This is a genomic window from Aeromicrobium sp. REDSEA-S38_B2 (assembly GCF_001628525.1).
Classification (GTDB): Bacteria; Actinomycetota; Actinomycetes; order Propionibacteriales; family Nocardioidaceae; genus Aeromicrobium; species Aeromicrobium erythreum.
The window spans coordinates 91,896-115,397 of the sequence record NZ_LUNH01000023.1 but is presented as its reverse complement, the minus strand read 5'-3'; the positions used below and the strand labels follow the sequence as shown (position 1 = coordinate 115,397).

25 protein-coding genes are annotated in these 23,502 nt (G+C 74.3%); 15 read left to right on the top strand and 10 right to left on the bottom strand.

Translation table 11 applies throughout. The features are described 5' to 3' along the window. Position 1 precedes the first annotated feature (1 nt). The 7 genes from A6Q81_RS06340 to A6Q81_RS06310 are packed head-to-tail and all read right to left on the bottom strand — an operon-like array spanning position 2 to position 6,524. Positions 2-529, bottom strand: a complete 528-nt coding sequence (locus tag A6Q81_RS06340; RefSeq protein WP_286689879.1) for a DUF4916 domain-containing protein — start codon at positions 527-529, stop codon at positions 2-4. Next, entirely contained in the window at positions 526-1,512 is a 987-nt protein-coding gene (locus A6Q81_RS06335) for a GDP-L-fucose synthase family protein (RefSeq protein ID WP_286689878.1), read from the bottom strand. Before A6Q81_RS06335 ends, A6Q81_RS06340 begins: the two co-directional genes overlap by 4 nt. After that, positions 1,509-2,540 (bottom strand): GDP-mannose 4,6-dehydratase, encoded by a 1,032-nt coding sequence (gmd, locus tag A6Q81_RS06330; protein ID WP_286689877.1) that lies wholly within the window; start codon positions 2,538-2,540, stop codon positions 1,509-1,511. The genes A6Q81_RS06335 and gmd overlap by 4 nt, the downstream gene beginning before the upstream one ends. Further along, on the bottom strand, positions 2,537-3,835 hold the full coding sequence (locus A6Q81_RS06325; RefSeq protein ID WP_286689876.1) for a glycosyltransferase family 61 protein: 1,299 nt from the start codon (positions 3,833-3,835) through the stop codon (positions 2,537-2,539). Before A6Q81_RS06325 ends, gmd begins: the two co-directional genes overlap by 4 nt. After that, positions 3,832-4,623, bottom strand: a complete 792-nt coding sequence (locus A6Q81_RS06320; RefSeq protein ID WP_083516463.1) for an FkbM family methyltransferase — start codon at positions 4,621-4,623, stop codon at positions 3,832-3,834. The genes A6Q81_RS06325 and A6Q81_RS06320 overlap by 4 nt, the downstream gene beginning before the upstream one ends. Before the next feature lie 54 nt (positions 4,624-4,677). After that, positions 4,678-5,805 (bottom strand): sensor histidine kinase, encoded by a 1,128-nt coding sequence (locus A6Q81_RS06315; RefSeq protein WP_286689875.1) that lies wholly within the window; start codon positions 5,803-5,805, stop codon positions 4,678-4,680. Continuing rightward, positions 5,802-6,524 carry a hypothetical protein gene (locus A6Q81_RS06310; protein WP_286689874.1) on the bottom strand — a complete coding sequence of 241 codons (723 nt, stop codon included), beginning with the start codon at positions 6,522-6,524 and terminating at the stop codon, positions 5,802-5,804. Before A6Q81_RS06310 ends, A6Q81_RS06315 begins: the two co-directional genes overlap by 4 nt. Positions 6,525-6,572: 48 nt before the next feature. Here A6Q81_RS06310 and A6Q81_RS06305 point away from each other — a divergent pair, with 48 nt between their 5' ends. Further along, positions 6,573-7,337 carry an oxidoreductase gene (locus A6Q81_RS06305; protein ID WP_067859987.1) on the top strand — a complete coding sequence of 255 codons (765 nt, stop codon included), beginning with the start codon at positions 6,573-6,575 and terminating at the stop codon, positions 7,335-7,337. 626 nt (positions 7,338-7,963) lie between these two features. Here A6Q81_RS06305 and A6Q81_RS06300 read toward each other — a convergent pair. Further along, positions 7,964-8,929, bottom strand: coding sequence for an NAD-dependent epimerase/dehydratase family protein (locus tag A6Q81_RS06300; protein WP_067859985.1), 966 nt, complete (start codon positions 8,927-8,929; stop codon positions 7,964-7,966). A 271-nt stretch (positions 8,930-9,200) separates the two neighbouring features. On the opposite strand from A6Q81_RS06300, the gene A6Q81_RS06295 reads away from it, so the two are divergent. Genes A6Q81_RS06295 through A6Q81_RS06280 form a run of 4 tightly spaced genes read left to right on the top strand, consistent with a single transcriptional unit; the run spans position 9,201 to position 12,703 of the window. Beyond that, complete coding sequence (locus A6Q81_RS06295; RefSeq protein WP_067859982.1) at positions 9,201-10,649, top strand: tyrosine-protein kinase domain-containing protein; 1,449 nt, start codon at positions 9,201-9,203, stop codon at positions 10,647-10,649. A 19-nt stretch (positions 10,650-10,668) separates the two neighbouring features. Next, entirely contained in the window at positions 10,669-12,036 is a 1,368-nt protein-coding gene (locus A6Q81_RS06290) for an O-antigen ligase family protein (RefSeq protein WP_067859979.1), read from the top strand. Continuing rightward, positions 12,033-12,380 carry a hypothetical protein gene (locus A6Q81_RS06285; protein WP_286689873.1) on the top strand — a complete coding sequence of 116 codons (348 nt, stop codon included), beginning with the start codon at positions 12,033-12,035 and terminating at the stop codon, positions 12,378-12,380. Before A6Q81_RS06290 ends, A6Q81_RS06285 begins: the two co-directional genes overlap by 4 nt. Beyond that, entirely contained in the window at positions 12,344-12,703 is a 360-nt protein-coding gene (locus A6Q81_RS06280) for an FkbM family methyltransferase (protein WP_286689872.1), read from the top strand. The genes A6Q81_RS06285 and A6Q81_RS06280 overlap by 37 nt, the downstream gene beginning before the upstream one ends. A gap of 284 nt (positions 12,704-12,987) precedes the next feature. On the opposite strand, the gene A6Q81_RS06275 is transcribed toward A6Q81_RS06280, so the two are convergent. After that, on the bottom strand, positions 12,988-13,812 hold the full coding sequence (locus tag A6Q81_RS06275) for an HAD family hydrolase (protein ID WP_286689871.1): 825 nt from the start codon (positions 13,810-13,812) through the stop codon (positions 12,988-12,990). A gap of 134 nt (positions 13,813-13,946) precedes the next feature. Between A6Q81_RS06275 and ssd the strand changes: the two genes are divergently transcribed. From ssd to A6Q81_RS06235, 8 genes are all read left to right on the top strand, one after another. Further along, the gene (gene ssd / locus A6Q81_RS06270) at positions 13,947-14,993 is read left to right on the top strand and encodes a septum site-determining protein Ssd (protein WP_286689870.1); all 1,047 of its coding nucleotides are present in this window, start codon (positions 13,947-13,949) and stop codon (positions 14,991-14,993) included. Next, on the top strand, positions 14,990-16,150 hold the full coding sequence (locus tag A6Q81_RS06265) for a TadA family conjugal transfer-associated ATPase (RefSeq protein ID WP_286689869.1): 1,161 nt from the start codon (positions 14,990-14,992) through the stop codon (positions 16,148-16,150). The genes ssd and A6Q81_RS06265 overlap by 4 nt, the downstream gene beginning before the upstream one ends. Then, positions 16,147-17,004: a type II secretion system F family protein gene (locus tag A6Q81_RS06260; RefSeq protein WP_286689868.1), complete on the top strand. Its 858-nt coding sequence runs from the start codon at positions 16,147-16,149 to the stop codon at positions 17,002-17,004. The genes A6Q81_RS06265 and A6Q81_RS06260 overlap by 4 nt, the downstream gene beginning before the upstream one ends. Further along, a complete protein-coding gene (locus A6Q81_RS06255; RefSeq protein WP_286689867.1) occupies positions 17,001-17,714 on the top strand; it encodes a type II secretion system F family protein in 714 nt (237 codons plus the stop codon). The genes A6Q81_RS06260 and A6Q81_RS06255 overlap by 4 nt, the downstream gene beginning before the upstream one ends. Before the next feature lie 137 nt (positions 17,715-17,851). Next, the gene (locus tag A6Q81_RS06250; protein WP_286689866.1) at positions 17,852-18,127 is read left to right on the top strand and encodes a DUF4244 domain-containing protein; all 276 of its coding nucleotides are present in this window, start codon (positions 17,852-17,854) and stop codon (positions 18,125-18,127) included. A 73-nt stretch (positions 18,128-18,200) separates the two neighbouring features. Further along, complete coding sequence (locus A6Q81_RS06245; protein WP_067859961.1) at positions 18,201-18,467, top strand: DUF4244 domain-containing protein; 267 nt, start codon at positions 18,201-18,203, stop codon at positions 18,465-18,467. Beyond that, positions 18,464-18,823, top strand: a complete 360-nt coding sequence (locus A6Q81_RS06240) for a TadE family type IV pilus minor pilin (RefSeq protein ID WP_286689865.1) — start codon at positions 18,464-18,466, stop codon at positions 18,821-18,823. Before A6Q81_RS06245 ends, A6Q81_RS06240 begins: the two co-directional genes overlap by 4 nt. Then, the gene (locus A6Q81_RS06235; RefSeq protein WP_067859956.1) at positions 18,820-19,179 is read left to right on the top strand and encodes an Rv3654c family TadE-like protein; all 360 of its coding nucleotides are present in this window, start codon (positions 18,820-18,822) and stop codon (positions 19,177-19,179) included. The genes A6Q81_RS06240 and A6Q81_RS06235 overlap by 4 nt, the downstream gene beginning before the upstream one ends. An 8-nt stretch (positions 19,180-19,187) precedes the next feature. Here A6Q81_RS06235 and A6Q81_RS06230 read toward each other — a convergent pair whose 3' ends face one another. After that, positions 19,188-21,491 carry a DEAD/DEAH box helicase gene (locus A6Q81_RS06230; RefSeq protein ID WP_067859953.1) on the bottom strand — a complete coding sequence of 768 codons (2,304 nt, stop codon included), beginning with the start codon at positions 21,489-21,491 and terminating at the stop codon, positions 19,188-19,190. Positions 21,492-21,588: 97 nt separating this feature from the next. On the opposite strand from A6Q81_RS06230, the gene A6Q81_RS06225 reads away from it, so the two are divergent. Both A6Q81_RS06225 and A6Q81_RS06220 read left to right on the top strand, forming a co-directional pair. Then, a complete protein-coding gene (locus A6Q81_RS06225; protein WP_286689864.1) occupies positions 21,589-21,945 on the top strand; it encodes an STAS domain-containing protein in 357 nt (118 codons plus the stop codon). A gap of 34 nt (positions 21,946-21,979) precedes the next feature. Further along, a complete protein-coding gene (locus A6Q81_RS06220; protein ID WP_286689863.1) occupies positions 21,980-23,446 on the top strand; it encodes a DUF7059 domain-containing protein in 1,467 nt (488 codons plus the stop codon). Positions 23,447-23,502 lie beyond the last annotated feature (56 nt).

Below are 23,502 nucleotides of genomic sequence, written 5' to 3'. Positions count from 1 at the left end.
GTCAGGCTCCCCGTCCGGGCAGCCCAGCGCCGTGCAGGGTGGCGACGACCAGGTGCCGGGTCCCGGGCCAGAGCTCGTCGTCGGCGAGGTCCGCGAGGTCGTGGCGGAACCAGCGCAGCTCCGAGCCCTCGCCACCCTCGCGAGCGGTGACGTCGGGGCCGAGCGGCAGGGCCCAGCAGAGGCTGACGGCGTGCTTGCGCGGGTCGCGACCGTACGTGTCACCCGTGCGCACGTCCGGAGGGAACCACTGCACGACGTGGTGGGGCTGCGGGTCGGTGGGCAGCTCCAGCTCGGCACCCACGAGCGTGTCGTGCACGTGGCGGACGAGCGCCTCGTCGGTCGTCTCGCCGTGACGGACGCGCCCGCCGAGGTGGCACCACACGGGGGCGCCGGTGTCCGCGAACCGCCGACGGATCAGCCCGACCTGGTGGCCGTCGCCCTCGCCCCGCACCGGGACGACGTCGACGCAGAGCACCGGCACCGACGCCTGCACCGTGGCCCAGAGGTCGTCGGACAGGGAGGAGGTCATGAGCGGAGGTGGTCGGCGTTCTGGAGGTACCAGGTGTAGGTGGCGGCGAGGCCGTCGCGCAGGCTGGTGCGGGCGGTCCAGCCGGTGTGGGCGAGCTGGGTGACGTCGAGGAGCTTCTGGGGGGTGCCGTCGGGCTTGGTGGTGTCCCAGGTGGTGGTGCCGGTGTAGCCGGTGACCTCGGCGACGGTGGCGGCGATCTCGGCGATGGTGACGTCGGTGCCGGTGCCGACGTTGACCTGCTGGGGTCCGTCGTGGTGCTCCAGGAGGTGCAGGACGGCGTCGGCGAGGTCGTCGACGTGCAGGAGCTCGCGGCGGGGGGTGCCGGTGCCCCAGTTGGTGACCTCGGTGGCGCCGTCGCGGGTGGCTTCGTGGTAGCGGCGGATGAGGGCGGGCAGGACGTGGGAGCCGGTGGGGGAGAAGTTGTCGTTCGGTCCGTAGAGGTTGGTGGGCATCGCGGAGATCCAGGGCAGGCCGTGCTGGCGGCGCACGGACTGCACGTGCAGGATGCCGGCGATCTTGGCGATGGCGTAGGCGTCGTTGGTGGGTTCGAGGTGGCCGGTGAGCAGGGCGTCCTCGGTGATGGGTTGGGGGGCGTGCTTGGGGTAGATGCAGGAGGAGCCGAGGAAGACCAGGCGCTGGACGCCGGTGGCGAGCGCGGCGTCCATGACGTTGACCTGGATCTGCAGGTTCACGCTGAGGAAGTCCACGGGGTAGGTGTCGTTGGCGAGGATCCCGCCGACCTTGGCCGCGGCGAGGGCGACGTAGGTGGGGCGGGTGGTCTCGAAGAACGCGTGGACGGCGTCGCGGTCGGTGAGGTCGAGCTCGGCGGAGGTGCGTCCGACGACGTCGGTGAACCCTGCGGCCTGGAGTCGTCGTACGAGGGCCGAGCCGACCATGCCGGCGTGCCCGGCGACGTAGAAGGTGGCGTCGCGGTCGAGGGGGCCGGGGGTGTGGTCGACGTCGTCGCTGGTGCGCAGGCTCATGCGGTGCCCCAGGAGGCGAGCCTGACCTCGTCGTGCCAGGGGGTGCCCTCGTGGGTGAGGGCCTCGACGTCGGCCTCGACCATGAGGCGGGCGAGCTCGCGGCCGTCGACGGTGGGGACCCAGTCGAGCTTCTTGGCGGCCTTGGCGGGGTCGCCGATGAGCGCGTCGACCTCGGTGGGGCGCAGGTAGCGCTCGTCGAAGCGGACGTGCTTCTCCCAGTCCAGGCCGGCGTGCTCGAAGGAGATCTGCAGGAAGTCGCGCACGGTGATCCCGACGCCGGTGGCCAGGACGAAGTCCTCGGGCTCGTCGGCCTGCAGCATGCGCCACATGCCCTCGACGTACTCCGCGGCGTAGCCCCAGTCGCGCACGGCGTCGAGGTTGCCCATGTAGAGCAGGTCCTGGCGGCCGGCCTTGATCGCGGCGACCGCGCGGGTGATCTTGCGGGTCACGAACGTCTCGCCGCGGCGGGGCGACTCGTGGTTGAACAAGATCCCGTTGACCGCGAACATGTCGTAGGCCTCGCGGTAGTTCTTGGTGATCCAGTAGGAGTACAGCTTCGCCGCCGCGTACGGCGAGCGCGGGTAGAAGGGCGTGTCCTCGTCCTGCGGCGGCGGGGTCGCGCCGTACAGCTCGCTGGAGGAGGCCTGGTAGAACCGCGGGCGGATCCCGGCCGCGCGGACCGCCTCCAGCAGCCGCACCGTGCCCGTGCCGGTCGTGTCGGCGGTGTGCTCGGGCTCGTCGAAGGAGACCCGCACGTGCGACTGCGCCGCGAGGTTGTAGACCTCATCGGGCGCGATCTCGTACATCAACGACACCAGCCGGGCCCCGTCGGACTGGTCGCCATAGTGCAGGAACAGCTTCGTGCCGTCCACGTGCGGGTCCTGGTACAGGTGGTCGATGCGCGACGTGTTGAACGTCGACGCCCGACGGATCAGACCATGGACCTCATAGCCCTTGCCCAGCAGCAGCTCGGCCAGGTACGAACCGTCCTGACCGGTGATGCCGGTGATCAGCGCGCGCTTCGTCACGGGGTGCCTCTCTCCGGGGACCGAGGGTGCTCGGTCCCATCCTGCCCGGCGTCGGTGCGACCCGGGGCCTCCTGTCCGTCGGCGTCCTGCGCCAGCAGGTGCTCGAGCTCCTCCAGCACCACGTCGGCGGGGAGGTCGACGTCGTCCTGCACGCCCTGCATGGCGCGCTCGGACCGCAGCCGGTCGACCGGCTCCGCCACGACGTAGCGGTAGCGCGAGTCGGGGACGTTGTCGACGATCGCCCAGTAGCCGGGGTTGAGGTAGCGCGGCGCGAACAGCTCGAGCACGCGGACCCCGGGCGGGGCGAACGTCAGGTTCACGAGCCCGGCGCCGTGCGGGGCGACGACGACCTCGGCGGCGGCGAAGTGGTCGATCTGCTCCTGCACGCTCATCGTGCCGGGGTCGACCCGCACGAAGCCCTGGCGCTCCAGGTGCGGCAGCAGCGCGTCCTCCTGCACGTAGCGGCGGGTGTTCGGGCGGTCGCCGCGCGTGACGTACAGCCGACGCGGCTTGTCGCGGACGTCGCGGGCCGGCAGGTGGGTGCGCAGCCACGCGCTGACCCACGGGGGCGCGAGCGTGGTCTGGTTGTCGATCGCCGGCACGAGGAGCCGGTCGGCGCGCAGGTGCAGGGCGTGGGTGGGCTCCACGAGCGGCAGCGCGTCGAGCCCGACCATGGCCACGAGCTGACGGTCCCAGCGGGTCGTGTGGCCGACGACGACGCGGTCGGGGCGCACGTCGGGGAACAGCTCCTGCAGGAGCCCCCACCGCGGCAGCGCGTCCATCAGCGAGTGGTAGTAGTTGCGCGCCGAGGCGTGCGACGCGAGCGAGACGACCGTGCCGGCGACGTGCTCCGGCTCGGGGTAGCGCAGCCGCAGGTGCACCGGGTGCTCGGTGGGGCGCCGGATGCCGAAGTACGGGCTGGTCTCGCGGTCCAGCGTGCCTGCGGGCGTGATGGTCGCCGCGGCCTCGCCGACCAGACGTCCGCCCTCGACCTCGAGGACCGATCGCGGGGGCCGGCGCAGGACGCGCACGTCGTCCCAGAAGCGCAGGCCTCCCGGCCGGCCGGCGGGGAGGGGGCGCAGCAGGTCCAGCGGGGGACCGACGGGGTGCAGACGGACGTGGTCGGGCTCGGCCGCGGCCGTGGCGCGCGACGTCGGGCTGACCCGTACGGGCACCGACCGCGGACCACCGTCGCCGACGGCACGGGCCGCCAGGCCCACGGTGCGGGTCGCGGCACGGTGGGCCCGCTTGGCCACGGGCCACAGCGGCATCAGGGCCGGGGGGAGCCGGGTCATGCGGCGCGGGCGAACCAGGCGTTCCCGAGGCCGGGCTTGTCCGGCGACGGCTCGTCCCGCACGAGGTCGAGCCCGACGCCCGCGAGGTAGGTGACGAGGTCGGCCAGGGCGTACCCCTCGACGGGGTGGTACTCCATGACGACCCGCTGCACGTCGGCCCAGAGAGCGGGGTCGCTGCCGAGGATGTAGCCGTACTCGGCACCTTCGGCGTCGCTCTTGAGCAGGTCGACCCGTCCGCCGGCCGCGGCGTGCGCGTCGGCGAAGGTCACGCACGGCACCTCGACCTCGCCCCCGAGCCCGTCGGGCGCGGTCATGCCGTTGTGGGCGCTGGCCTCGCCGTTGTCGACGAAGCGCAGCGTGCCGCGGTGGTCGGAGACGGCCTCGGCGTGCACGTGCAGCCGGTCGGCGAAGCCGTTGGCCTCGGCGTTGCGGCGCGTCCAGGCCGCCGTCGAGGGCGACGCCTCGTACGCGTGCACGGTCGCGCGGGGCGCGCGGGCGCAGACCGCCGTCGAGAAGCTGCCGATGTGGGCGCCGACGTCGATCGCGACGAAGTCGGGACGCAGCCCGGCCAGCAGCTCGTCGACGCGGTACACGTCGTCGGCCGTGATCTCGTAGACGGGGAACCGGGCGCCGGGGGAGTTCGGCGTGTGGATCGTGAGGCCCGAGCGGGTCCGGAACGTCACCTCGCCGCCCCGGGCCATCGCCAGCAGCAGCTGGGGCCCGTTGCGGAAGTGCGTGAACGACTGACGCACCCGCCTGACCGCGTACCCCGCACCGCGCACTGCCATGTTGCTCCTCCCACGTGGACCTTCGCCCCCATCAACCGTCGTGGACGCCGAAGGTCACGGGGGTGCGAACTTGGGGATCCGCAACGTGACCTTCGTGCCCAGCCCCGGGGCGGTCTCGACCACGATGCCCCGGTCGTTGCCGTAGACCGTGCGCAGCCGCTCGTCGACGTTCGCCAGGCCCACGGACGCCGACGACGTGTCGCCCGACAGCACGGCCCGGACCGTCTCGGGGTCGCTGCCCACGCCGTCGTCCTCGATGGAGATGACGCAGTCGGCGCCCTCGTCGAGGGCCACGAGGGTGACGGTGCCGGCCCCCTGCTGCCCCTCCAGGCCGTGCCGCACGGCGTTCTCGACCAGCGGCTGGACGGCCAGGAACGGGAGCCGGACGTTGAGCACCTCCGGCGCCACCCGGGTGACCACGCGCAGACGGTCGCCGAAGCGTGCCTTCTCGAGCACCAGGTAGCGCTCGATCGAGCGCAGCTCCTCGGCCAGGGTCGTGAAGTCGCCGTGCTGGCGGAAGGAGTAGCGCGTGAAGTCGGCGAACTCGAGCAGGAGCTCGCGCGCCCGCTCGGGGTCGGTGCGCACGAACGACGCGATCGCACCGAGGGAGTTGTAGACGAAGTGCGGCGAGATCTGCGCGCGCAGCGCCCGCAGCTCGGCCGCCATGAGCGCGGTGCGGGACTTGTCGAGCTCGGCCAGCTCGAGCTGGCCCGACATCCACGCGGCGACCTCGGCGGTCGCCCGCAGCAGCCCGGCCGACGGCTGCTCGGCCACCACGACGAGTGCGCCGATGACCCGTTCGTCGACCACGAGGGGAGCGGCGACGGCCGGCCCGGCGGCCTGGGTGCGGCCGGTGCGCAACGTCGCCGCGACGACGTCGGCCAGACCCGGGTCGGTCGGGTCGTCGGGTCCGTCCCAGGCAAGGTGCGTGGTGGTGTCGGTCAGACCCACCGTCGGCGTGCCGAGCAGGGCGCGCACGTGGGGCAGGGTCTCGAGGGCGCTGGAGCGGTCGAGCCCCTGCCGCAGGGCCGGTGCCGCCAGGGCGGTGCGGTGCAGCGCCTCGTAGGTGGCGCGCTCCTCGGGCGACCCGAGCGGGGTGCCGCGCAGGCGGCGCCGACGCAGCACGGCGTGGCCGAGCCCGCCCAGCAGGACGCCGAGCAGGGCCGCGAGGAGGGGGCTCACCGCAGCTCGAGCAGCAGCGTGTCCGGCGGCTGGGGTCCCTGCGAGCGCGGCTCCTTGCGCACGCGGGCCCGCGTGCCGCGCAGCAGGTGACGCAGCCGCAGGCTGCCGCTCTGCGCGGTGTTCTGGTCGAACAGCTCCCGCACGCGCGACAGCGTCGCGTCCTCGACGGGCTGGCGTCCGGTCTCGCGGGCGTACTGCAGCAGCGCGGGGAGGTCGAGCTCCTCCCACGTGGCGTGCTCGGTCGTCTCGAGGGGGTGGAAGAGCCCGGAGGCCTCGACCGTGCCGGTGGCCGGGGCGGGCGGCGCCGGCCGACGTCCCGCCACCTCGCGCAGGCGCCGGACCCACGGCAGCGTCTCGTCGTGGTCGCGCGCGAGGCTCGAGAGCCCCCCGCCGGCGCGCAGCACGCGGGCCTGCTCGGCCAGCACGGTCTGGTCGTCGTGCAGCTGTGGCGTGACCACCGCGTCGAACGCGTCGGCCACGAACGGCAGGCGGGGACCGACGGTGCGCACGTAGAGCACGTCGGGCGAGCGGACGGTGCGCACGTCCTCGCCCGCGACCACGACCTCGTGCCCCTGCTCGGCGAGCCGGAAGGCGAGCGAGGAGTCCTCGAGCAGCAGCACGCACGCGAGGCGGTCGCCCACCAGCCACTTGACGAGGCGGTCGTGCGCCTCGTCGGTGCCGGGGGCGGACCGTGCCGCCTGGTCGAACAGCTCGCTCACACCCGCAGGCTACCGGTCCGCGGACGTCCGCTCGGTACGCTTCGGGGCGTGTCAGAGCCCGTCGACCCGTTCCTGCCCGCGGCGTCCCTCGAGGGGGTGCCCTCGGCGTTCGCGGCGACGCGCGACGGCATCGACGCCCTGCTGCGCGACCGTGGCCTGCGGCGCACGACGCCGGAGGACACGGCCCGCTCGCTCCTGCTCGGTGCGGTCGCCACGGCGCGGCTGGAGGGCAGCGAGCTGCCGCCGGTCACCGACGACGGCGAGGACCCCGCGGTGGAGCTGCTCGCCGGCGGGGGAGGCGACGTCGTGGCGCGCTCGGCGGTGCGGCTGAACGTCGAGCTGCTGGGTCTTGTTCCGGTCTGGGGCCGGTCGCCGCTGCAGGCGCTCGCCCGCCTGCACGCGCTGGCCGCGTCGGGCAGCGTGCCGGACGACGAGCTCGGCCGCCCCGCCGACGCCGGCGGCGCGGCGCGGCTGGCGGAGCTGGCGCGGCTCGCTGCCCGCCCCACGGAGGCCCCGGGGCTCGTCGTCGCCGCCCTCGTGCACGCCGAGGTGGCCACGTCGGGCGCGTTCGCCGCGCACGGCGGCATGGTCGCCCGCGCGGCCGAGCGTCTCGTGCTCGTCGTGAAGGGCGTCGACCCCGCCTCCGTCGTCGTCCCCGAGGCCGGCCACGCCGCCGAGCCCGCCGGCTACGCCGCCGCCCTCACCGCTTACGCCCGCGGCGACGCCACCGGCATCCAGCAGTGGCTCCAGTACGCCTCCCAGGCCCAGGCGCGCGGCGCCGAGGCGTCCCCGGTCGCGCAGGGTCGGCGCTGAGGCTCTGCCTGCTGCTGTCCTTGTCCTGGGGCTGCGTCGGCGCGGCTTCTTGGTGACCTGCGGCTGCGCCGGCGCGGCTTCTTGGTGTCCTGCGGCTGCGTCGGCGCGGCTCTCTGCACGGGTGGGGCTGCGCTGGCGCGGCTTCGACTCGTCCTGCGCTCCGCAAGGGCCTCGACCGGGCGGCTGGGTGGCGCACTGGTCCGGGATCTCGGGCTGCGGGTTGGTGTTGAGGGTCGAGCGGTGCCCACCCCACCCTCAAGGGCACCCACGATTCGCCATTCACGCGCCCGGGATCGAACGCTTCTGCGTTGGCGACGGGATCCCGTAGGAAACGCAGCAGCCTTGGAGTCCTACGCACGAACGCAGATCCTTGCGTCCGACGCGAGCCACAGCCCGAGACCCCAGACCAGCGCGCCCGCCAGCCGCCCGGTCGAGGCCCTTCGGAGACCACACCCACACTGAGCCGCGCGGACGCAGCCCCACCCGAGCGCGAAGCCGCGCCGACGCAGCCCCACCCGAGCAGCAAGCCGCGCCGACGCAGCCCCACCCGAACGAGAACCGCGCCAGCGCAGCCGCAGGTCGACGAGGACCCCCGCCAGCGCACCCGCAGGTCGACGAGAAGCCCGTCAGACCCGCGGAGCCAGCTGGTCGTAGATCCAGGCGTACGTCTTCTCCAGGCCGTCGCGCAGGGAGATCGACGGCTCCCAGCCGTACAGCTCGTGGAACATCGTGTTGTCGCTGTTGCGACCGCGGACGCCCTGCGGGGCGCTCAGGTCGTGCTGCTTCTGCACGGTGATGCCGGCGATGTCCTCGAGGATGCCGATCATCTGGTTGATGGTGACGAGCTCGGAGGAGCCCAGGTTGACCGGCTCCACGTTGTCGCCCTTCAGGATCTCCTGGGTGCCGCGGACGCAGTCGTCGATGTACATGAAGCTGCGGCTCTGCTCGCCGTCGCCCCACACGTCGATCGTGTGCTCGCCGGTGAGCTTGGCCCACGCGATCTTGCGCGACAGTGCCGCGGGGGCCTTCTCGCGGCCGCCCTCGAACGTGCCCTCGGGGCCGTAGACGTTGTGGTAGCGGGCGACGCGGGTGTGCAGGCCGAAGTCCTCGCGGAAGTGGCGCGCCATGCGCTCGCTGAACAGCTTCTCCCAGCCGTAGCCGTCCTCCGGGTCCGCCGGGTAGGCGTCGGACTCCTTGAGGGCGGTGACGTCGGGGTCGGTCTGCTTGGTGCCGTTGTAGACGCAGGCCGAGCTGCTGTAGAAGAACTGCTCCGTGCCGGCGTCGCGCGCGGCGACGAGCATGTTGGTGCTGGTCAGCACCGACAGCATGCACTCGGCCTTGTTGTTCTCGATGAAGCCCATGCCGCCCATGTCGGCGGCGAGGTTGTAGATCGCCTGCGTGCCCACGGCCATCTTGTGCGCGTCGCCCATGTCGGAGCAGTCGGCGACGACGTTCTCGGCGTCGGCGTGGACCTGGTACCACTCCTCGACCGGCTTCTTGTCGACCGCGCGGACCTGCAGGCCCTGTGCCAGCAGGTCGGCGGCGAGATGTCCGCCGATGAAGCCGCCCGCACCCGTCACCAGAACCGTCATGCCTCGTCCGCCCTCCGTGGGAAGTCGCCCGCGACGTCGGCCGCGGCGTGTGTCCGTACGCCTGTACAACGACCGGGCGCGAGGACGTTACGGGTGGGTGCGTGACGAACGCCGCAGACACGTACCCCGACCTGTACGTCACCCGGGCCGCCACCTGTGCCGTGACCCGGACGCCGCCGCGTCGTTGGAACGCGAGAAGGGCCGAGGGAGAGATGGTCGCTGGCCTAGACTTCGCATCGACCCGCCGAGGGCGGGAGCAGGAGGGAGAGCCGTGGACCTGCGGCAGTTCGTCGGCGCCCTGCGCGCGCGCTGGATCTTCAGCACCGTCACGTTCGTGGTGGGGGCGATCATCACGGTCGCCGTGGTGCTGCTGTCCTCGCCGCAGTACGGCTCGTCCGTGAAGGTCTTCATCTCGACGCCGTCGGGCGGCTCGGCGGAGTACGCGGCCTCGTTCATCGTCACCCAGCGCGTCGCGTCGTACGCCGAGCTCGCGACCGACCCGTCGCTGCTGCAGCGCGTCGTCGACGACCTGAACCTCGACGAGTCGGTCGAGGACCTCGAGAAGCACGTGTCGGCGACGGTCATCACCAACACCCAGACCATCGACCTGCAGGTCACGGCCGACACGCCCGAGGGTGCGCAGCGCATCGCCGGTGCCACGGCCGACCAGCTCGTCGACCTCGTCGAGCAGCTGGAGCGTCCGTCGATCCGCGACGAGGCGCCCGCCATCGCCGCCCGCATCGCCGCCGAGCCGAGCATCAGCGACGTCCCCGTGTCGCCGAACATCCCGCTCAACATCGGCATCGGCCTGCTCGTGAGCCTGTTCCTGGCGATCGTTGGGGCCCTGCTGCGCGACCTCTTCGACCGCACGGTCAAGTCGCGGCAGGACGTCGAGCGGATCAGCGAGCAGGCCGTCCTCGCGACGCTGCCCTTCGACCCGCTCGTCAAGCGCACGCCGCTCATGACGGAGACCGGCGGCAGCCTGGCCGAGGCGTTCCGCGTGCTGCGCACGAACCTGCAGTTCTCCGACATCGACGGCGAGAGCCACGCGATCCTCGTCTCCAGCGCGCTGCCGAACGAGGGCAAGACGCTGGTCGCCACGAACCTGGCGCTGTCGATGGCGCAGTCGGGCCGCTCGGTGCTGCTCATCGACGCCGACATGCGCAACCCCAACGTCGCCGAGCTGCTGGGGCTCGAGAACTCCGTCGGCGTCGTCACGGTCCTCGTCGGCCGCACGTCGCTGGAGGAGGCGACGCAGCCGCACGTCAGCGGCATCAGCTTCATGGGCACCGGCCCCGCCCCGCCGAACCCGGCGGAGGTGCTCGACACGCAGGCCATGCGCGACCTCCTCACGCGGGTCCGTGAGCAGTACGACGCGGTCATCATCGACGCGCCGCCGATGCTGCCGGTCGCCGACGCCTCGATCCTGCTGCCCGAGGTCGACGGTGTGCTGCTGCTGGTCCGCCACGGCTCCACGACCCGCGAGCAGCTGCGCCTCGCCGTCGGCCGCATCCAGACGATCGGTGGTCGTCTCTTCGGCACGGTCCTGAACCGCACCCCGCGCCGTTCGGGCGACGCGGACGGCTACGGCTACGGGTACGGCCACGGCTACGGGTACGGCTACTCCCCGCAGGCGGAGCCCGAGCCGGAGCCGCGCGCCGCCGTGGTCGAGGAGAAGCTCCGCGGCCTCACGACGCGCGGACGACGCGTCCGGCGGTGAGCAGGGTGGGCACCCAGGCATGAGCGGCGTGACGCGGCAGCGGTCGAACGGGACGCTGCGCCCCGAGTGGGTGGAGCAGGTCCGCTCGGCGGTGCCCGCCATCGTCACGGGCCTCGCCGTCGTGCTGCTCGTGCCGCGGGCGGCGTCGTCCGTGGTGGTCGGCGTCGTGCTCCTGCTCGTCCTCACCGGCGTGGCGGTGCTCGCCGTCGTGGGCTTCGAGGGCGCCGCCATCGGCTTCCTGGTGCTCGGCACGGCGCTGTCGCCGCTCGACAACCTGCGCCCCGTCGCGGCCCTGGCGTTCGCGTCGACGTCCGACATCATCCTGCTGCTCGGCGTGTTCGCGCTCGTGCCGGTGCTCATCGGTCGGCGGCTGGTCATCGACCCGCTCTTCCTCGGGGCCGGGGCGGCCTTCGTCGTGGTGAGCCTGTTCACGTCGGCCCTGGCGGCCGACCCGGGGACCAGCCTGAACAACCTGCTGCGCCTGGTGGTCGGGGCGCTGCTGCTCCCCATCTTCTACATGGCATGGCGGCCGCCGCGCGCCGTGGTCGTCTCGCTCGCGCTGGCCTACGTCGCCGGGAACGTCGCGAACGTCGTGGCCGCCTACACGGTCGGCGGCGTCGGCGACGGTGGTCGTCGCATCGGGTACTCGACGCACCCGAACGTCATGGGCCTGTGCGCGATGCTCGCGATCGCCCTGCTGCCGTTCCTGCTGGCCGCTGTGCCACGCGGATGGCGACCGGCGGTCGTGGCCGCGACGGCGGTCTGCGCATGGGGCGTGTGGATCAGCGGGAGCCGTGCGGCACTCGTGGCGGCGGGAGCGGTGCTCGTGCTCTGGGTGCTGGTCAGCCGCTCGGTCACCGTCGCGCTGACCCTCTTCGGGCTGGGCCTGGTGCCGCTGTACTACGTCGGCGTGAACATCTCGAACCTGGCCGCCAGCGACAACGCCCTGGGGCGTCTGCTCGGCGGCGGGTCCTCGCAGGGCTCCAACGCCGAGCGCGAGGTGATCGCCCGCGAGGCGTGGGAGGTCTTCCTCAGCCACCCGATCCTCGGCAACGGCCTGTCCGACGTGCTCAAGGCGCACAACATCTACCTGCAGGTCGCGGCCGCCGTCGGCATCGTCGGCTTCGCGTTCTTCGTGGTCATGCTGGGCTCGACGGTGGTCCGCTCGCTCAGCCTCGACCGCGTCGGCGGGCTCCTCGTCCTGCCCTGCCTGGGCTACCTGATGATCGGCTTCATGACGACGATCCTCTGGGACCGCTACGTCTGGGCGGTCCTCGCCCTCCCGTTCCTCGCGTCGGCGGCGTTCGCCGTCGACCGGGCCAGCGCCGACGCGGACGTCGCGTCGGACGACCCCCTCCCCATCCCGACATCACCGGAGGCCCCATGACCGTCCTCGACCGCGCCACCTGGGTGGCCCGCCGCACCCGTCAGACGGTCTCGGTGTTCGACAACGGCTGGACGGTGCTGCGCCACATGGCGACCGGCGCCGACGAGCTGGCCTTCGAGGTCGACGGCCTGACCATCCACTGCCCCAACGCCCCCGGCGCCCGGGTGCCCGTCTACGAGGTGTTCGCCGAGGACGAGTACTCGCTCGACTGGTTCGCGCAGGGTCTGCCCGACGACGTGCACGTGGTCGACATCGGCGCGCACATCGGCTGCTTCTCCACGTTCCGCGCATCTGCTTCGTCAACAAGATGGACAAGATCGGCGCCGACTTCTTCAACTGCGTGAAGATGATCAAGGACCGCACCGGGGCGACCCCGGTTCCGATCGCTCTGCCGATCGGCGCCGAGGACAACCTCGAGGGCATCGTCGACCTGATCAAGATGGACGCCGAGGGCGCCGAGTACGGCATCGTGCTCGAGTCCGACCCGGCGCTCTGGTCCGGGGTGCGGCGCGTCGTCATGGAGTACCACCACTCCGACGACCACGACTTCGGCGAGCTGCGGACCTTCCTCGAGGCCGCCGGGCTCTCCCTCGTGCGTCACGAGACCGGCGGACCGGGATTCGGACTCGCGTGGTTCTCGCGCGACCCGCTGCCCGCCGCCGGCTGAGCCGACGTCCGCGCTGACTCAGGAGGACGGCGCCACCGGGGTAGGTGGCGCCGTCCAGGGGGTCCAGCATCGCATCAGCTACCAGGCGTGCAGTTCCGTATCGTCGGCCCGGGTCCGCCGGCGGTGACGGGTGTCCCGGAGGCTCGACAACCCAGTGGGACGGGTGATCGCCGCGTGGGTACTGGGTGCTGGGCCGTCTGTGGAGTTGTCCTGCTGCGTCCTTTTCTACGCCTGCCGACGGGACGACGGAACCCCTACGCGGACGTAACCTCACGTGCCCGGTTTCACGAGCGCACGAGCGGCCACCGGCCGGGCGCGCGGCGGGTGCGCAGCCCTCGCTGCACCAGCAGCGCGGTGCCCACGGCGGCGCCGGCCCCGACCAGGGCCCAGAACGCGCGGCCCGTCGTGCTGTGCAGTCCCAGGCGGCTGCGCAGCGCGACCGGACGGTCGAACACCAGCACCGGCCACTCGCGCTCGACGGCGATCCGGCGCAGCGCCTTGTCGGGGTTGACGGCGAACGGGTGGCCGACGGCCTCGAGCATCGGCACGTCGGTCTCGGAGTCGGAGTAGGCGAAGCAGGCGTCGAGGTCGTAGCCGCGCTCCTCGGCGAGCCGGCGCATGGCCGTCGCCTTGTGCGGGCCGTAGGCGTAGAAGTCGACCTCGCCGGTGTAGCGACCGTCGCGCTCGACCAACCGGGTGGCGATGACGTCGTGCACGCCCAGCAGCTCGCCGACCGGACCGACGACCTCCGAGCCCGACGCGGAGACGATGACGACGTCGCGCCCGGCCCGCTGGTGGTGCTGGACGAGGTCGACGGCCTCGGCGTACACGATGGGGTCGATGACGTCGCGGAGCGTGCGGCGCACGGCGTCGCGCACGACCTCCACGTCCCACCCGGCGATGAGCGACGTCATCTGCTGGCGCATCTTCTCCAGCTGGTCGTGGTCGGCGCCGTTGAGACCGAACATGAAGTTCGCGTAGGCGCTGCGGAGCACGGCGCGCCGGGTCAGCAGCCCGCCCTCGAAGAACGGCTTGCTGAAGGCCAGGGCGCTGGACCGGGCGATGATCGTCTTGTCCAGGTCGAAGAACGCGGCCGAACGGGGGCTCACCCGGCCAGGATAGGCCCGCTCGCGCAAGCGTCGTCCACAGGTGCGCACGCCGGTGCGTCGTGCGGCGTCCGTCCGTCCACAGGCAGGGCGGGGCAGGCTTCCGCCGGCCGGCGCCCGCTGGTTGCGTGGACGTCATGGACACCGCGCCCCTGCTCGTGGCCACGGCCGACCCCGACGCGCTGGACGACGCGCTGCGCTGGTGCGCGGCCGTGGGCGTCACCCCCGAGGTCGCGTCGGACGCCGTGGCGGCGCGGAGGTCCTGGTCGGCGGCCCGGGCGGTGCTCGTGGCCGCCGACCTCGCCGGCCCGCTCGCCGGCACGGCGCCCCCGCGTCGTGACGGCGTGCTGCTGGTGGATCCGGGGACGGCCGAGGGGTCGGTGTGGCGCCACGCGGTGGCGCTCGGCGCGGAGGCCGTCCTCGACGCGCGCGACGAGCCGGTCGTGCTCGACCGGCTCGGTGCGCTGCTCGACGGCGACGGCGAGGCAGCCAGCCTCGCCGTCGTCGGAGCGGTGGGCGGAGCGGGTGCGTCGACGCTGGCCACCGCAGTCGCGCTCGAGGCGGCACGTCGTGGTCATCGGCCGGTGCTGGTCGACGCCGACACCAGGGGAGCCGGCGTCGACCTCGTCCTCGGCGCCGAACGGGTCGAGGGCGTGCGCTGGTCCGCCCTGGGTGGCGCCGACGGGCACGTCGGCGCCACCCGCCTCTCTCGGCTGCTGCCCGAGCACCGCGGGGTTGCGGTGCTGGCCTGCCCGCGCGACGGTGCCGCGGTGCCCGCCGACGTCGCGCCCGACGTGCTCGCCGCCGCGGCCCGTGCCTACGACGTCGTCGTCGCTGACGTGCCCCGACACCTCGACGGGCTCGGCACCGCGGCGCTGCAGCGTTGCGAGGGCGCGGTGCTGGTGGTGCCCGAGGACGTGCGCTGCGTGGCTGCCGGTCGCATCGCGCTGACCCGGGTCCGGGCGCACGTGCCGCGGGTCCTGCTCGTGACCGTCCGCCGGCCCGGCGGGCTCGGCTCCGGCCCGGTGGCGGAGGCGCTGCGGCTCCCGGTGGTCGCGCGGCTCGGCCACGACCGGCGGCTGCGCGGCGACGTCGACCACGGGCGAGGCCCGGGCCGTTCCCGGACCCTGCGTCGCGCGTCGGGCCAGGTGCTCGACTTGCTCGGGCTGGGAACGGTGGCATGACCGACGTCGACGCCGCTCTCGTCGCACGGGTGCGCGCGCGGCTGGCCGTCGAGGTCCGCGAACCCACGCCGCAGGCCGTGGCGGAGGCGCTGGGCCTCGAGGCGGGGCTGCGGGGCAGCACCACCGTGCTCGGTGTCGTCGACGCCTTGCAGCGCGAGCGTCGCGGGGCCGGTGAGCTCCAGCCGCTGCTCGACGACCCGCAGGTCACCGACGTCGTCGTCAACGGGCCGCACGCGGTGCACGTCGAGCGCGGCCACGGTCTCGAGCGCGTCGACCTCGACTTCGCCGACGACGTCGCGGTCCAGCGGCTGGCCCGACGTCTCGCGACCCAGGCCGGCCGGCGGCTCGACGACGCCAGTCCCTGGGTCGACGCCCGGCTGCCCGACGGCACCCGGCTGCACGCCGTGCTCGCTCCTCTGGTGCGGCCGGGGACGAGCATCAGCCTGCGCGTCCCGGCCCGCCGCTCCTTCACGCTCGAGGCGCTCGTGGCTGCGGGCGGGGTGCATCCCGAGGCGGCGGAGGTCCTGCGCCGCCTCGTCGCGGCACGGGCGGCCTTCGTCGTCAGCGGCGGCACCGGGACCGGCAAGACGACGCTGCTGTCGACGCTCCTCGGCCTGGTCCCGCGGCAGGAGCGGCTCGTGCTCGTCGAGGACGCGGCCGAGCTGGTGCCGGAGCACCCGCACGTCGTGGCGCTCGAGGCGCGTCCGGCCAACGTCGAGGGTGCGGGTCGCGTGACGTTGCGCGACCTCGTGCGCCAGGCGCTGCGGATGCGGCCGGACCGCCTGGTGGTGGGCGAGGTGCGCGGCGGTGAGGTCGTCGACCTGCTGGCCGCGCTGAACACCGGCCACGAGGGCGGCTGCGGTACGCTGCACGCCAACTCCGCGGCCGACGTGCCGGCCCGGTTCGAGGCCTTGGGTGTCGCCGGCGGGCTGGCCCGCGACGCGGTGCACAGCCAGCTGGCGGCCGGGGTGCAGGCCGTCGTGCACCTGAGGCGAGGGCGCGACGGCGTGCGTCGGGTCCACGAGGTCGGCGTCCTCCTCGCGGACGGTGCGTCCGGGCGGGTGGGCTGCGTGCGCGCGGCCGGCCTCGTCGACGGACGCTGGGTCGCGGGCCCCGCGCACGAGCGCTGGGTCGGCCTCGTCGAGGGCGGGGCGTGACCCTGACGACCGGCCTGCCGTTGCTGAGCGCCGGGTGCGCCGCCGGAGCGGTGCTGCTCTGGTGGCCGCCCGCGCGATGGCTGCTGGCCGCACGCCTCGGACCGGATGCGGTCGTCGACGGCGACACGGTGCGCCGGCTCGCCGCGGGGGCCGGGCGTCGGCTGCGCTCGGGCTGGGGCGGCTGGCTCCCCGTCGTGCTCGCCGGCGCGGTGGCGCCCTGGGTCGCGACGTCGCCCGTGCCCGCCGTCCTCCTCGCGACCGCGGCCGGCTGCGCCCTCGCCGGGTGGCGGCTCGTCGCGCAGGCCCGCGGACGTCGCGTCGCGGCCGAGCTGGGCACGCGCGTGGCGGCGACGCTCGAGCTGCTCGCCGCCGAGCTCCGCGCCGGCGTCCTGCCCGTCGAGGCCTTGCGGAACGCCGGCGACGACCTGCCCGAGCTCCGGCGCGTCGCCGACGCTGCACGGCGCGGTGGCGACGTGGCGGCCGCGCTCGACATCGTCGCGCGGCGTCCCGGGGCTGACGACCTCGTGCAGGTCGCGGCGGCCTGGCGCGTGGCGGAGCGGTCCGGTGCGCCCGTCGCCGACGTCCTCGACCGCGTGGTCGACGCGGTGCGCTCCGAGCGCGACCTCGGCCGCGAGGTGCGGGCCGAGGTCGCCTCGTCGCGGGCGACCGCCCGTCTGCTCGCGGTGCTCCCCGTGCTCGGACTGGGGCTGGGGTCGGGGCTCGGCGGCGACCCGGTGCACGTGCTCACGGCGACCTTGCCCGGCGCGACCTGTCTTGCCGCCGGCTGCGCCCTGGCGCTTCTCGGGCTCGCCTGGGTCGAGCGGATCGTCGCCACCGCCGAGGCCCGGACGTGAACCTTGCCGCGTGCCTGTGCGCCGCAGCGGCCGTGTGGCTGGCGCTGCCCGCACCTGCGCTGGACCGGCACCGCGCGCTGATCGGTGCTCCGCCGTCGCGACGACGACCGTCGCCTCGGCTGGCGGTCACGGTCCTCGTGCCCGTGGCCAGCCTCCTCGTGCTCGGTCCCGCGCCGGGCGCGGTCGTCGCGCTCGTGGCGACCCCGGTCGCGCGCGCCGCGGTCGCCACCCGGGTGTCCGCAGCCGAGCGTCGTCGTCGCGAGCTGGCGGCGTTGCAGCTGCCCGCTGCGCTCGACCTCCTCGTGGCGGTGCTGGCGTCGGGCCGGCCGGTCGTGGTCGCGCTCGACGTGGTGGCCGGTGCCGTCCCCCCGCCGTTGCAGCAGGAGCTCCAGGAGGTGGTGGGTCGGCTGCGCTCCGGCGCCGACGCCTCCGCCGTGTGGGACGTGCTGCTCGGCCACGCCACGCTCGGCGTGCTGGCCCGGGCGTTCCGTCGCGCCGAGCAGTCGGGCGCTCCCGTGGCTGCCGTCCTGGCTGCCACGGCGGCCGACGTGCGTCGTGACGCGGCGGCGAGGTCGCGCGAGCGGGCCCGCGCGGTGGCAGTCCGGACCGCCGCCCCGCTCGGCCTCTGCTTCCTGCCCGCGTTCCTCCTGGTCGGCATCGTGCCCTCGCTGCTGGGCGTGGCGTCGGGTCTCGACCTCCTCGCGGGCTGAGGCCCCGCCGCCGTCCACAAGCAGCCCTGCTGCCCGGTCGGGCGAGTCCCTGCGTCCACATCGCGCGGGCAGGTGGGCGTCCGGCCCGCCGCCGACGCCATCTCCTCGGTGTCAGCCCGTTCCACGAAAGGACAACCATGCACCTCTCCACCTCCCGTCCCGCCTCGTCTCGTCGCTCCTCCTCCCGGACGGACCCCTCCACGACCCGCCCGCGGGGCGCCTCGCTCGTCGCCCGCGCGTCCCGCCGCGGCCGGCGGCAGGACGGCATGACCACGGCGGAGTACGCCGTCGGCACGCTCGGGGCCTGCACCGTCGGCGGCGTGCTCGTGAAGATCGGCCAGTCGGAGTGGTTCGGCGACCTGGTCAAGGACGTCATCGACAACATCCCGAACGTCCTGCCGAACCTGTTCTGACCACGAGCTGGCTCGCGGGCGGACGCTCGGTCCCGCCCGCGAGCCGGCCTCCGACCCGACCGAGGAGGTCACCGTGCCGCGCCCGTCCCGTCCTGACGTCCCCACCGCCGCTCCGCCGGCCTGCCGGCGGCGTGTCCGTCCCCCTGACGACCACGGCGCCACGACCGCGGAGTACGCCGTCGGCACGCTCGGTGCCGTCACGTGCGCCGTCGTGCTCCTGCGGCTCGGCACCGACAGCTGGTTCCTCGACCACGTCGCCGCGCTGCTGCGCCAGGCGCTGGAGCCCCGCTCGCTCCTGGAGCTCCTGTGGCACGGCCACCCGTTCGCGCCCCTGCGATGAGACGACGCGGCGAGCGGGGTCTGGCCACCGCCGAGCTGGCCGTCCTCGCACCGTTCGCGCTCGTGCTGGTCGTGCTGCTCCTCTGGGTCGCGTCGCTCGGCCTGACGCAGGTGCGGCTCGTCGACGCGGCGCGGGAGGGGGCTCGCCTGGTCGCCCGCGGCGAGCCAGAGGCCGACGCGGTCGAGGCCGTGCGGCGACTGGCACCGGCCGGATCCACGGTCGACGTCGCCGAGGGCGCCGACGGGACCGTCGCGGTCACGGTGCGGGTGCGTGCGCGGGCGCCACTCGGCTTCGCGTCCACCGTGGGCTCCGTCGGGCTCGACGCGAGTGCGGTGGCGGCCGTGGAGGCACCGTGAGCAGGCCACCGGACGAGCGCGGCTCGGTCACGGTGCACGCCCTCTGGGTGGGCGCCGCCCTCGTGACCGTCGTCGCCCTCGGGCTCCAGGTGACCGCGCTCGTCGCCCTGCGCCACCGCGTGTCGGCCGCGGCCGACCTGGCTGCCCTGGCCGGCAGCCGCGCGGCCACGGAGGGTGGCGACCCGTGCACCGCCGCTCGGCAGGTCGCGCGCCGCAACGACGCCGCGCTCGAGCGGTGCCGTGCCGACCTCGACGTCGTCACGGTCACGGCCACCGCGGCCACCAGGCCGTGGTGGGGCGGCACCTGGAGGGCTCGCGTGCAGGCGCGTGCCGCGCCGGCCTGGTACGAGCGGTGAGTGGCGGCTCAGGCGTCGGGCGCGCCGTCGAGCAGTGCGTCGAGCAGCCGCACCGCGCCGGCCTTGTCGAGCGGCTCGTTGAAGTTCCCGCACTTCGGCGAGACCACGCACGAGGGGCACCCGTCGCGGCACTCGCAGTCGTCGATCGTGGCGCGGGTGACCCGCAGCCACCGCTCGACCACCTCGTAGCCGCGCTCGGCGAAGCCGGCCCCGCCCGGGTGCCCGTCGTGCACGAAGATCGTCAGCGTCCCCGTGTCGGCGTGGACGGCGGTGGAGAGCCCGCCGAGGTCCCAGCGGTCGCACGTGGCGAGCAGCGGCAGCAGGCCGATCGCGGCGTGCTCCGCCGCGTGCGCCGCTCCGGGCACGTCGGTGCGCTCCAGCACCCGCTCCACCACGTCCGGCGGGAGGGTCCACCAGGTCGCGACGGTGCGCAGCGTGCGCGACGGCAGGTCGAGCGGCTCTTCGCCGACGAGACTTCCGTCGTGGCGTCGACGCGAGAACGAGACCACCTGGCTCGTCACGTCGACCTCGCCGAGATGGACGGTCGTGGCACCCCAGCGTCGTGTCCGCCGCGTCGAGACGATCGAGACCTCCGTGGTCGAGCGCGCCGACGTGGACCAGCCGGGGTCCTCGGCGTGCACCACCGCCACGCCCTCCTCCACGTCGTACTCGTCGACCACGTGCACCTGACCTTGGTGCACGTACACCGCGCCCTCGTGCACCTCGCCGTCGGCGGACCCGGCATCGACGGTGCCCACCAGCCGGCCGGTCGGACCGTCGACGATCTGCACGGGCGCGCCACCGCTGCCGCGCAGGTCGGCGAGCGCGGCAGCGCGGTCGCGGCGGGTCCAGAACCAGCCCGCGGTCCTGCGACGCAGCCAGCCCGCCGCCTCCAGCGCGTCGACCCCCTCGCGGGCGCGCGGCCCGAACAGCGCCAGGTCGGCCTCGGTCAGCGGAAGCTCCTGCGCCGCGGCGGCCAGGTGCGGACCCAGCACGTACGGGTTGTCCGGGTCGAAGACGGTCGCCTCGACCGGCGCGCCGAGCCAGGCGTCGGGGTGGTGCACGAGGAAGGTGTCGATCGGCTCGTCGCGAGCCACGAGCACGCCGAGCGACGGCTGCCCGTCGCGACCGGCTCGTCCCACCTGCTGCCAGAACGCCGCCCGCGTGCCGGGGAAGCCCACGCTGACGACGGCGTCGAGCCCGCTGACGTCGACGCCCAGCTCGAGCGCGTTGGTGGCGGCCAGGCCGAGCAGGTCGCCCGAGCGGAGCCGGTCCTCCAGGGCCCGCCGTTCCTCGGGCAGGTACCCGCCGCGGTAGGTGGCCACCCGGGCGGGCAGCTCGGGGGCGACCTCGCCGAGGCGCTCCTGCGCGCCTCGGGCGATGGACTCTGCCCCTCGCCTGGACCGCGAGAAGACGAGGGTGCGGGTGCGGTCCAGCACCAGGTCGGTGAGCACGTCGGCCGCCTCGCGGCCCGCGGACCGCCGGCTCGGCGGCTGCGACGGGTGCGCGGCGCCGACCAGGGGCGGCTCCCAGAGCGCGATCGTGCGCGGGCCGTGCGGCGAGGCGTCGTCGGTCACGGCCACCACGTCGAGCCCGGTGAGCCGCCGCGCCGACGCCTCCGGCTCGCTCACCGTGGCCGACGAGAGCACCACGACGGGCTGCGACCCGTGGTGCGCGCACACGCGCAGCAGCCGGCGCAGCACGTGCGCGACGTGCGCACCGAACACGCCCCGGTAGTGGTGGCACTCGTCCACGACGACGATCCGCAGTCCTGCGAACAGCCGTGCCCAGCGCTCGTGGCCGGGCAGGAGCGTGTGGTGCACCGTGTCCGGGTTGGTGAGCACGAGCTGCGCGTGGTCGCGCGCCCACGACCTCTCGTCGAGCGAGCTGTCGCCGTCGACGGTGGTCGCCCGGACGAGCGGTGCGCCGTCCTCGTCGCGGGGCAGACGGCGCAGCTGGTCGGCGGCGAGCGCCTTCGTGGGCGCCAGGTAGAGCGCGGTGGGGGCGCGGTGCCCACGGATCGCGTCGCCCGCCCGACCCCGGACGAGCGCGTCGAGCGCAGGGACCTGGTAGGTCAGCGACTTCCCCGAGGCCGTGCCCGTGGACACGACGACGTGTCGACCCGCGTGCACGTGCGCGAGCGCCTCGGCCTGGTGCGCCCAGAGGTGGGTGACGCCCTGCGCCGCGAAGGCCGTGCGCACGCGCGGGTCCACCCACTCCGGCCAGGGCTCCACGACGGCGTCGCGGGCGGGGACCTCGTGCAGGTGCAGGATCCGGTCGGCGTAGCGCGTCAGCACTCGGTCCGGTTCCACGGTGCCATCATCCCAGGGCCCCCGTCGGGGGCGCGGACGACGGGGCGTCGAGGCGTCCGGCGTGGTTGACTTGGCGTACCTCCGAGGAAGGATGTTGATGGAGCTCCTGCTGACCACCCGCACCGACGAGCCCTTCGAGATCATCGAGGTCGGCGGCGAGATCGACGTGTACACCGCCCCGCGGCTGCGGGAGGCGATCGTGGAGGCGATCGACGCCGGTCACCTGCGCCTCGTCGTCGACGTGCAGCGCGTCGACTTCCTCGACTCGACCGGTCTGGGCGTCCTCGTCGGCGCCCTCAAGAAGGTCCGGGCGGGCGGGGGCTCGCTCGACATCGTCTGCACGCACCCGCGGCTGCTCAAGATCTTGGAGATCACGGGCCTCGACAAGGTCTTCGGCCTGCACGACTCCGTCGAGGCGGCGCGCGCCGCGCACGACACCGCCGGCCTCGCCTGACGCCGGCCCGACGTCGGCGTGACACGCTGACGCCATGGAACGACTACGCGCCCGCCTGACCGACGTCGGCTTCACCGTCGAGCGGGTGCAGGCCCTGCTGGGGCCCGAGGCCCAGGGCGCGCTGCTGCGCAACGAGACGACCCCGGCGGAGCGCGCGACCCGCGACGGCTCGCCCCTCTCGACCCTGGTGCGGCTCTTCTCCCTGCAGCGACCCGAGCCCGCGGCGGCGGTCGAGGCCGCGCTGCCGGGGCAGGTGGACGACCTCGTGGGCCGGGGTGTGCTCGCCCGGGACGGTGACGCGGTGCGAGCCGTGGTCGACGTCCGCCCGTACGGCGACGAGACGCACGACTGGTGGGTGGTCTGCGACCTGACGCCCGGGCTCGACACGCGCCCGATCGAGGTCGGGCCCGAGCACGTCCTCGGCATCAGCGAGGCGTCCTCCTCGCTCGCCCAGCTCACCGTCCCCTCCTCACGCCTCCTGCCCGGCGGCGAGTCGACGCGCGCGCTCGACCTCGGGACGGGGTGCGGCGTGCAGGCCCTGCACCTCGCGCAGGGGCACGACCGCGTCGTCGCGACCGACGTCAACCCCCGTGCCCTCTGGGCGGCACGGCTCACGGCGGAGCTCAACGGCGTCGACGTCGACGTGCGCGACGGCTCCTTCTGGGACCCGGTCGCGGGCGAGCGCTTCGACACCATCGCCACGAACCCGCCGTTCGTCGTCTCCCCGCCCACCGGCGACCGGCTCGTCTACCGCGAGGGGTCCCTCGAGACCGACGGCGTCGTCCGCACCGTCGTGGCCGGCGCGGCCGACCACCTCGTGCCCGGCGGGTGGTGCCAGGTGCTCGGCAGCTGGGTGCACACCGACGAGCCGTGGCAGGACCGCCTGGGCGGGTGGGTCGGCGCCACCGGGCTCGACGCGTGGGTGGTCCAGCGCGAGGTCGTCGACCTGTCGGCGTACGTCGAGATGTGGCTCGCCGACGCGGGAGTCCGGCACCGGCCCGACTACACGGCCCGCTACGACGCCTGGCTCGACTGGTTCGACGACCAGGGCGTCCAGGCCATGGCGTTCGGCTGGATCAGCCTGCGTGCGGCGCACCGCGACGTGCCCGTGCTGCGGCTGGAGGAGTGGCGCCACGAGGTCGTGCCGCCCGTCGGCGCGGCGGTCCTGTCCTGGGGCGAGCGCGTCGACGCCCTGGCCGCGGCCGACGACGTGCTCGACGTCCGCTGGCGCCAGGCGCCCACGCTGACGCAGGAGACGTTCGGCCGGGCCGGCGAGGAGGACCCGGAGGCCATCGTGCTGCGCCTGGGGGAGGGTCTGCGCCGGGCCGCCCAGGTCGACACCGTCCAGGCGGGGCTGGTCGGTGCGCTCGACGGCGACCTGACGGCCGGGGAGGTGCTCGACGCGCTCGCGCAGCTCCTCGAGCGCGATCCCGAGGTCCTGCGCGAGCAGTACCGTCCGGTCGTCCACGAGCTCGTCGCCGACGGCCTGCTCGTTCCCTGACCGCCTCGCGCGGGCCCTGTGGCGCGCGCCACCTGCGGCCCCGGGGCACGATGTTC

Bases quoted from the DNA above. Each gene is read 5' to 3' on its own strand.
- A6Q81_RS06340 (WP_286689879.1), bottom strand. From the start codon at position 529: ATGACCTCCTCCCTGTCCGACGACCTCTGGGCCACGGTGCAGGCGTCG.
- A6Q81_RS06335 (WP_286689878.1), bottom strand. From the start codon at position 1,512: ATGAGCCTGCGCACCAGCGACGACGTCGACCACACCCCCGGCCCCCTC.
- A6Q81_RS06325 (WP_286689876.1), bottom strand. From the start codon at position 3,835: ATGACCCGGCTCCCCCCGGCCCTGATGCCGCTGTGGCCCGTGGCCAAG.
- A6Q81_RS06320 (WP_083516463.1), bottom strand. From the start codon at position 4,623: ATGGCAGTGCGCGGTGCGGGGTACGCGGTCAGGCGGGTGCGTCAGTCG.
- A6Q81_RS06300 (WP_067859985.1), bottom strand. From the start codon at position 8,929: ATGACGGTTCTGGTGACGGGTGCGGGCGGCTTCATCGGCGGACATCTC.
- A6Q81_RS06290 (WP_067859979.1), top strand. From the start codon at position 10,669: ATGAGCGGCGTGACGCGGCAGCGGTCGAACGGGACGCTGCGCCCCGAG.
- A6Q81_RS06285 (WP_286689873.1), top strand. From the start codon at position 12,033: ATGACCGTCCTCGACCGCGCCACCTGGGTGGCCCGCCGCACCCGTCAG.
- A6Q81_RS06280 (WP_286689872.1), top strand. From the start codon at position 12,344: ATGGACAAGATCGGCGCCGACTTCTTCAACTGCGTGAAGATGATCAAG.
- ssd (WP_286689870.1), top strand. From the start codon at position 13,947: ATGGACACCGCGCCCCTGCTCGTGGCCACGGCCGACCCCGACGCGCTG.
- A6Q81_RS06265 (WP_286689869.1), top strand. From the start codon at position 14,990: ATGACCGACGTCGACGCCGCTCTCGTCGCACGGGTGCGCGCGCGGCTG.
- A6Q81_RS06250 (WP_286689866.1), top strand. From the start codon at position 17,852: ATGCACCTCTCCACCTCCCGTCCCGCCTCGTCTCGTCGCTCCTCCTCC.
- A6Q81_RS06240 (WP_286689865.1), top strand. From the start codon at position 18,464: ATGAGACGACGCGGCGAGCGGGGTCTGGCCACCGCCGAGCTGGCCGTC.
- A6Q81_RS06225 (WP_286689864.1), top strand. From the start codon at position 21,589: ATGGAGCTCCTGCTGACCACCCGCACCGACGAGCCCTTCGAGATCATC.
- A6Q81_RS06220 (WP_286689863.1), top strand. From the start codon at position 21,980: ATGGAACGACTACGCGCCCGCCTGACCGACGTCGGCTTCACCGTCGAG.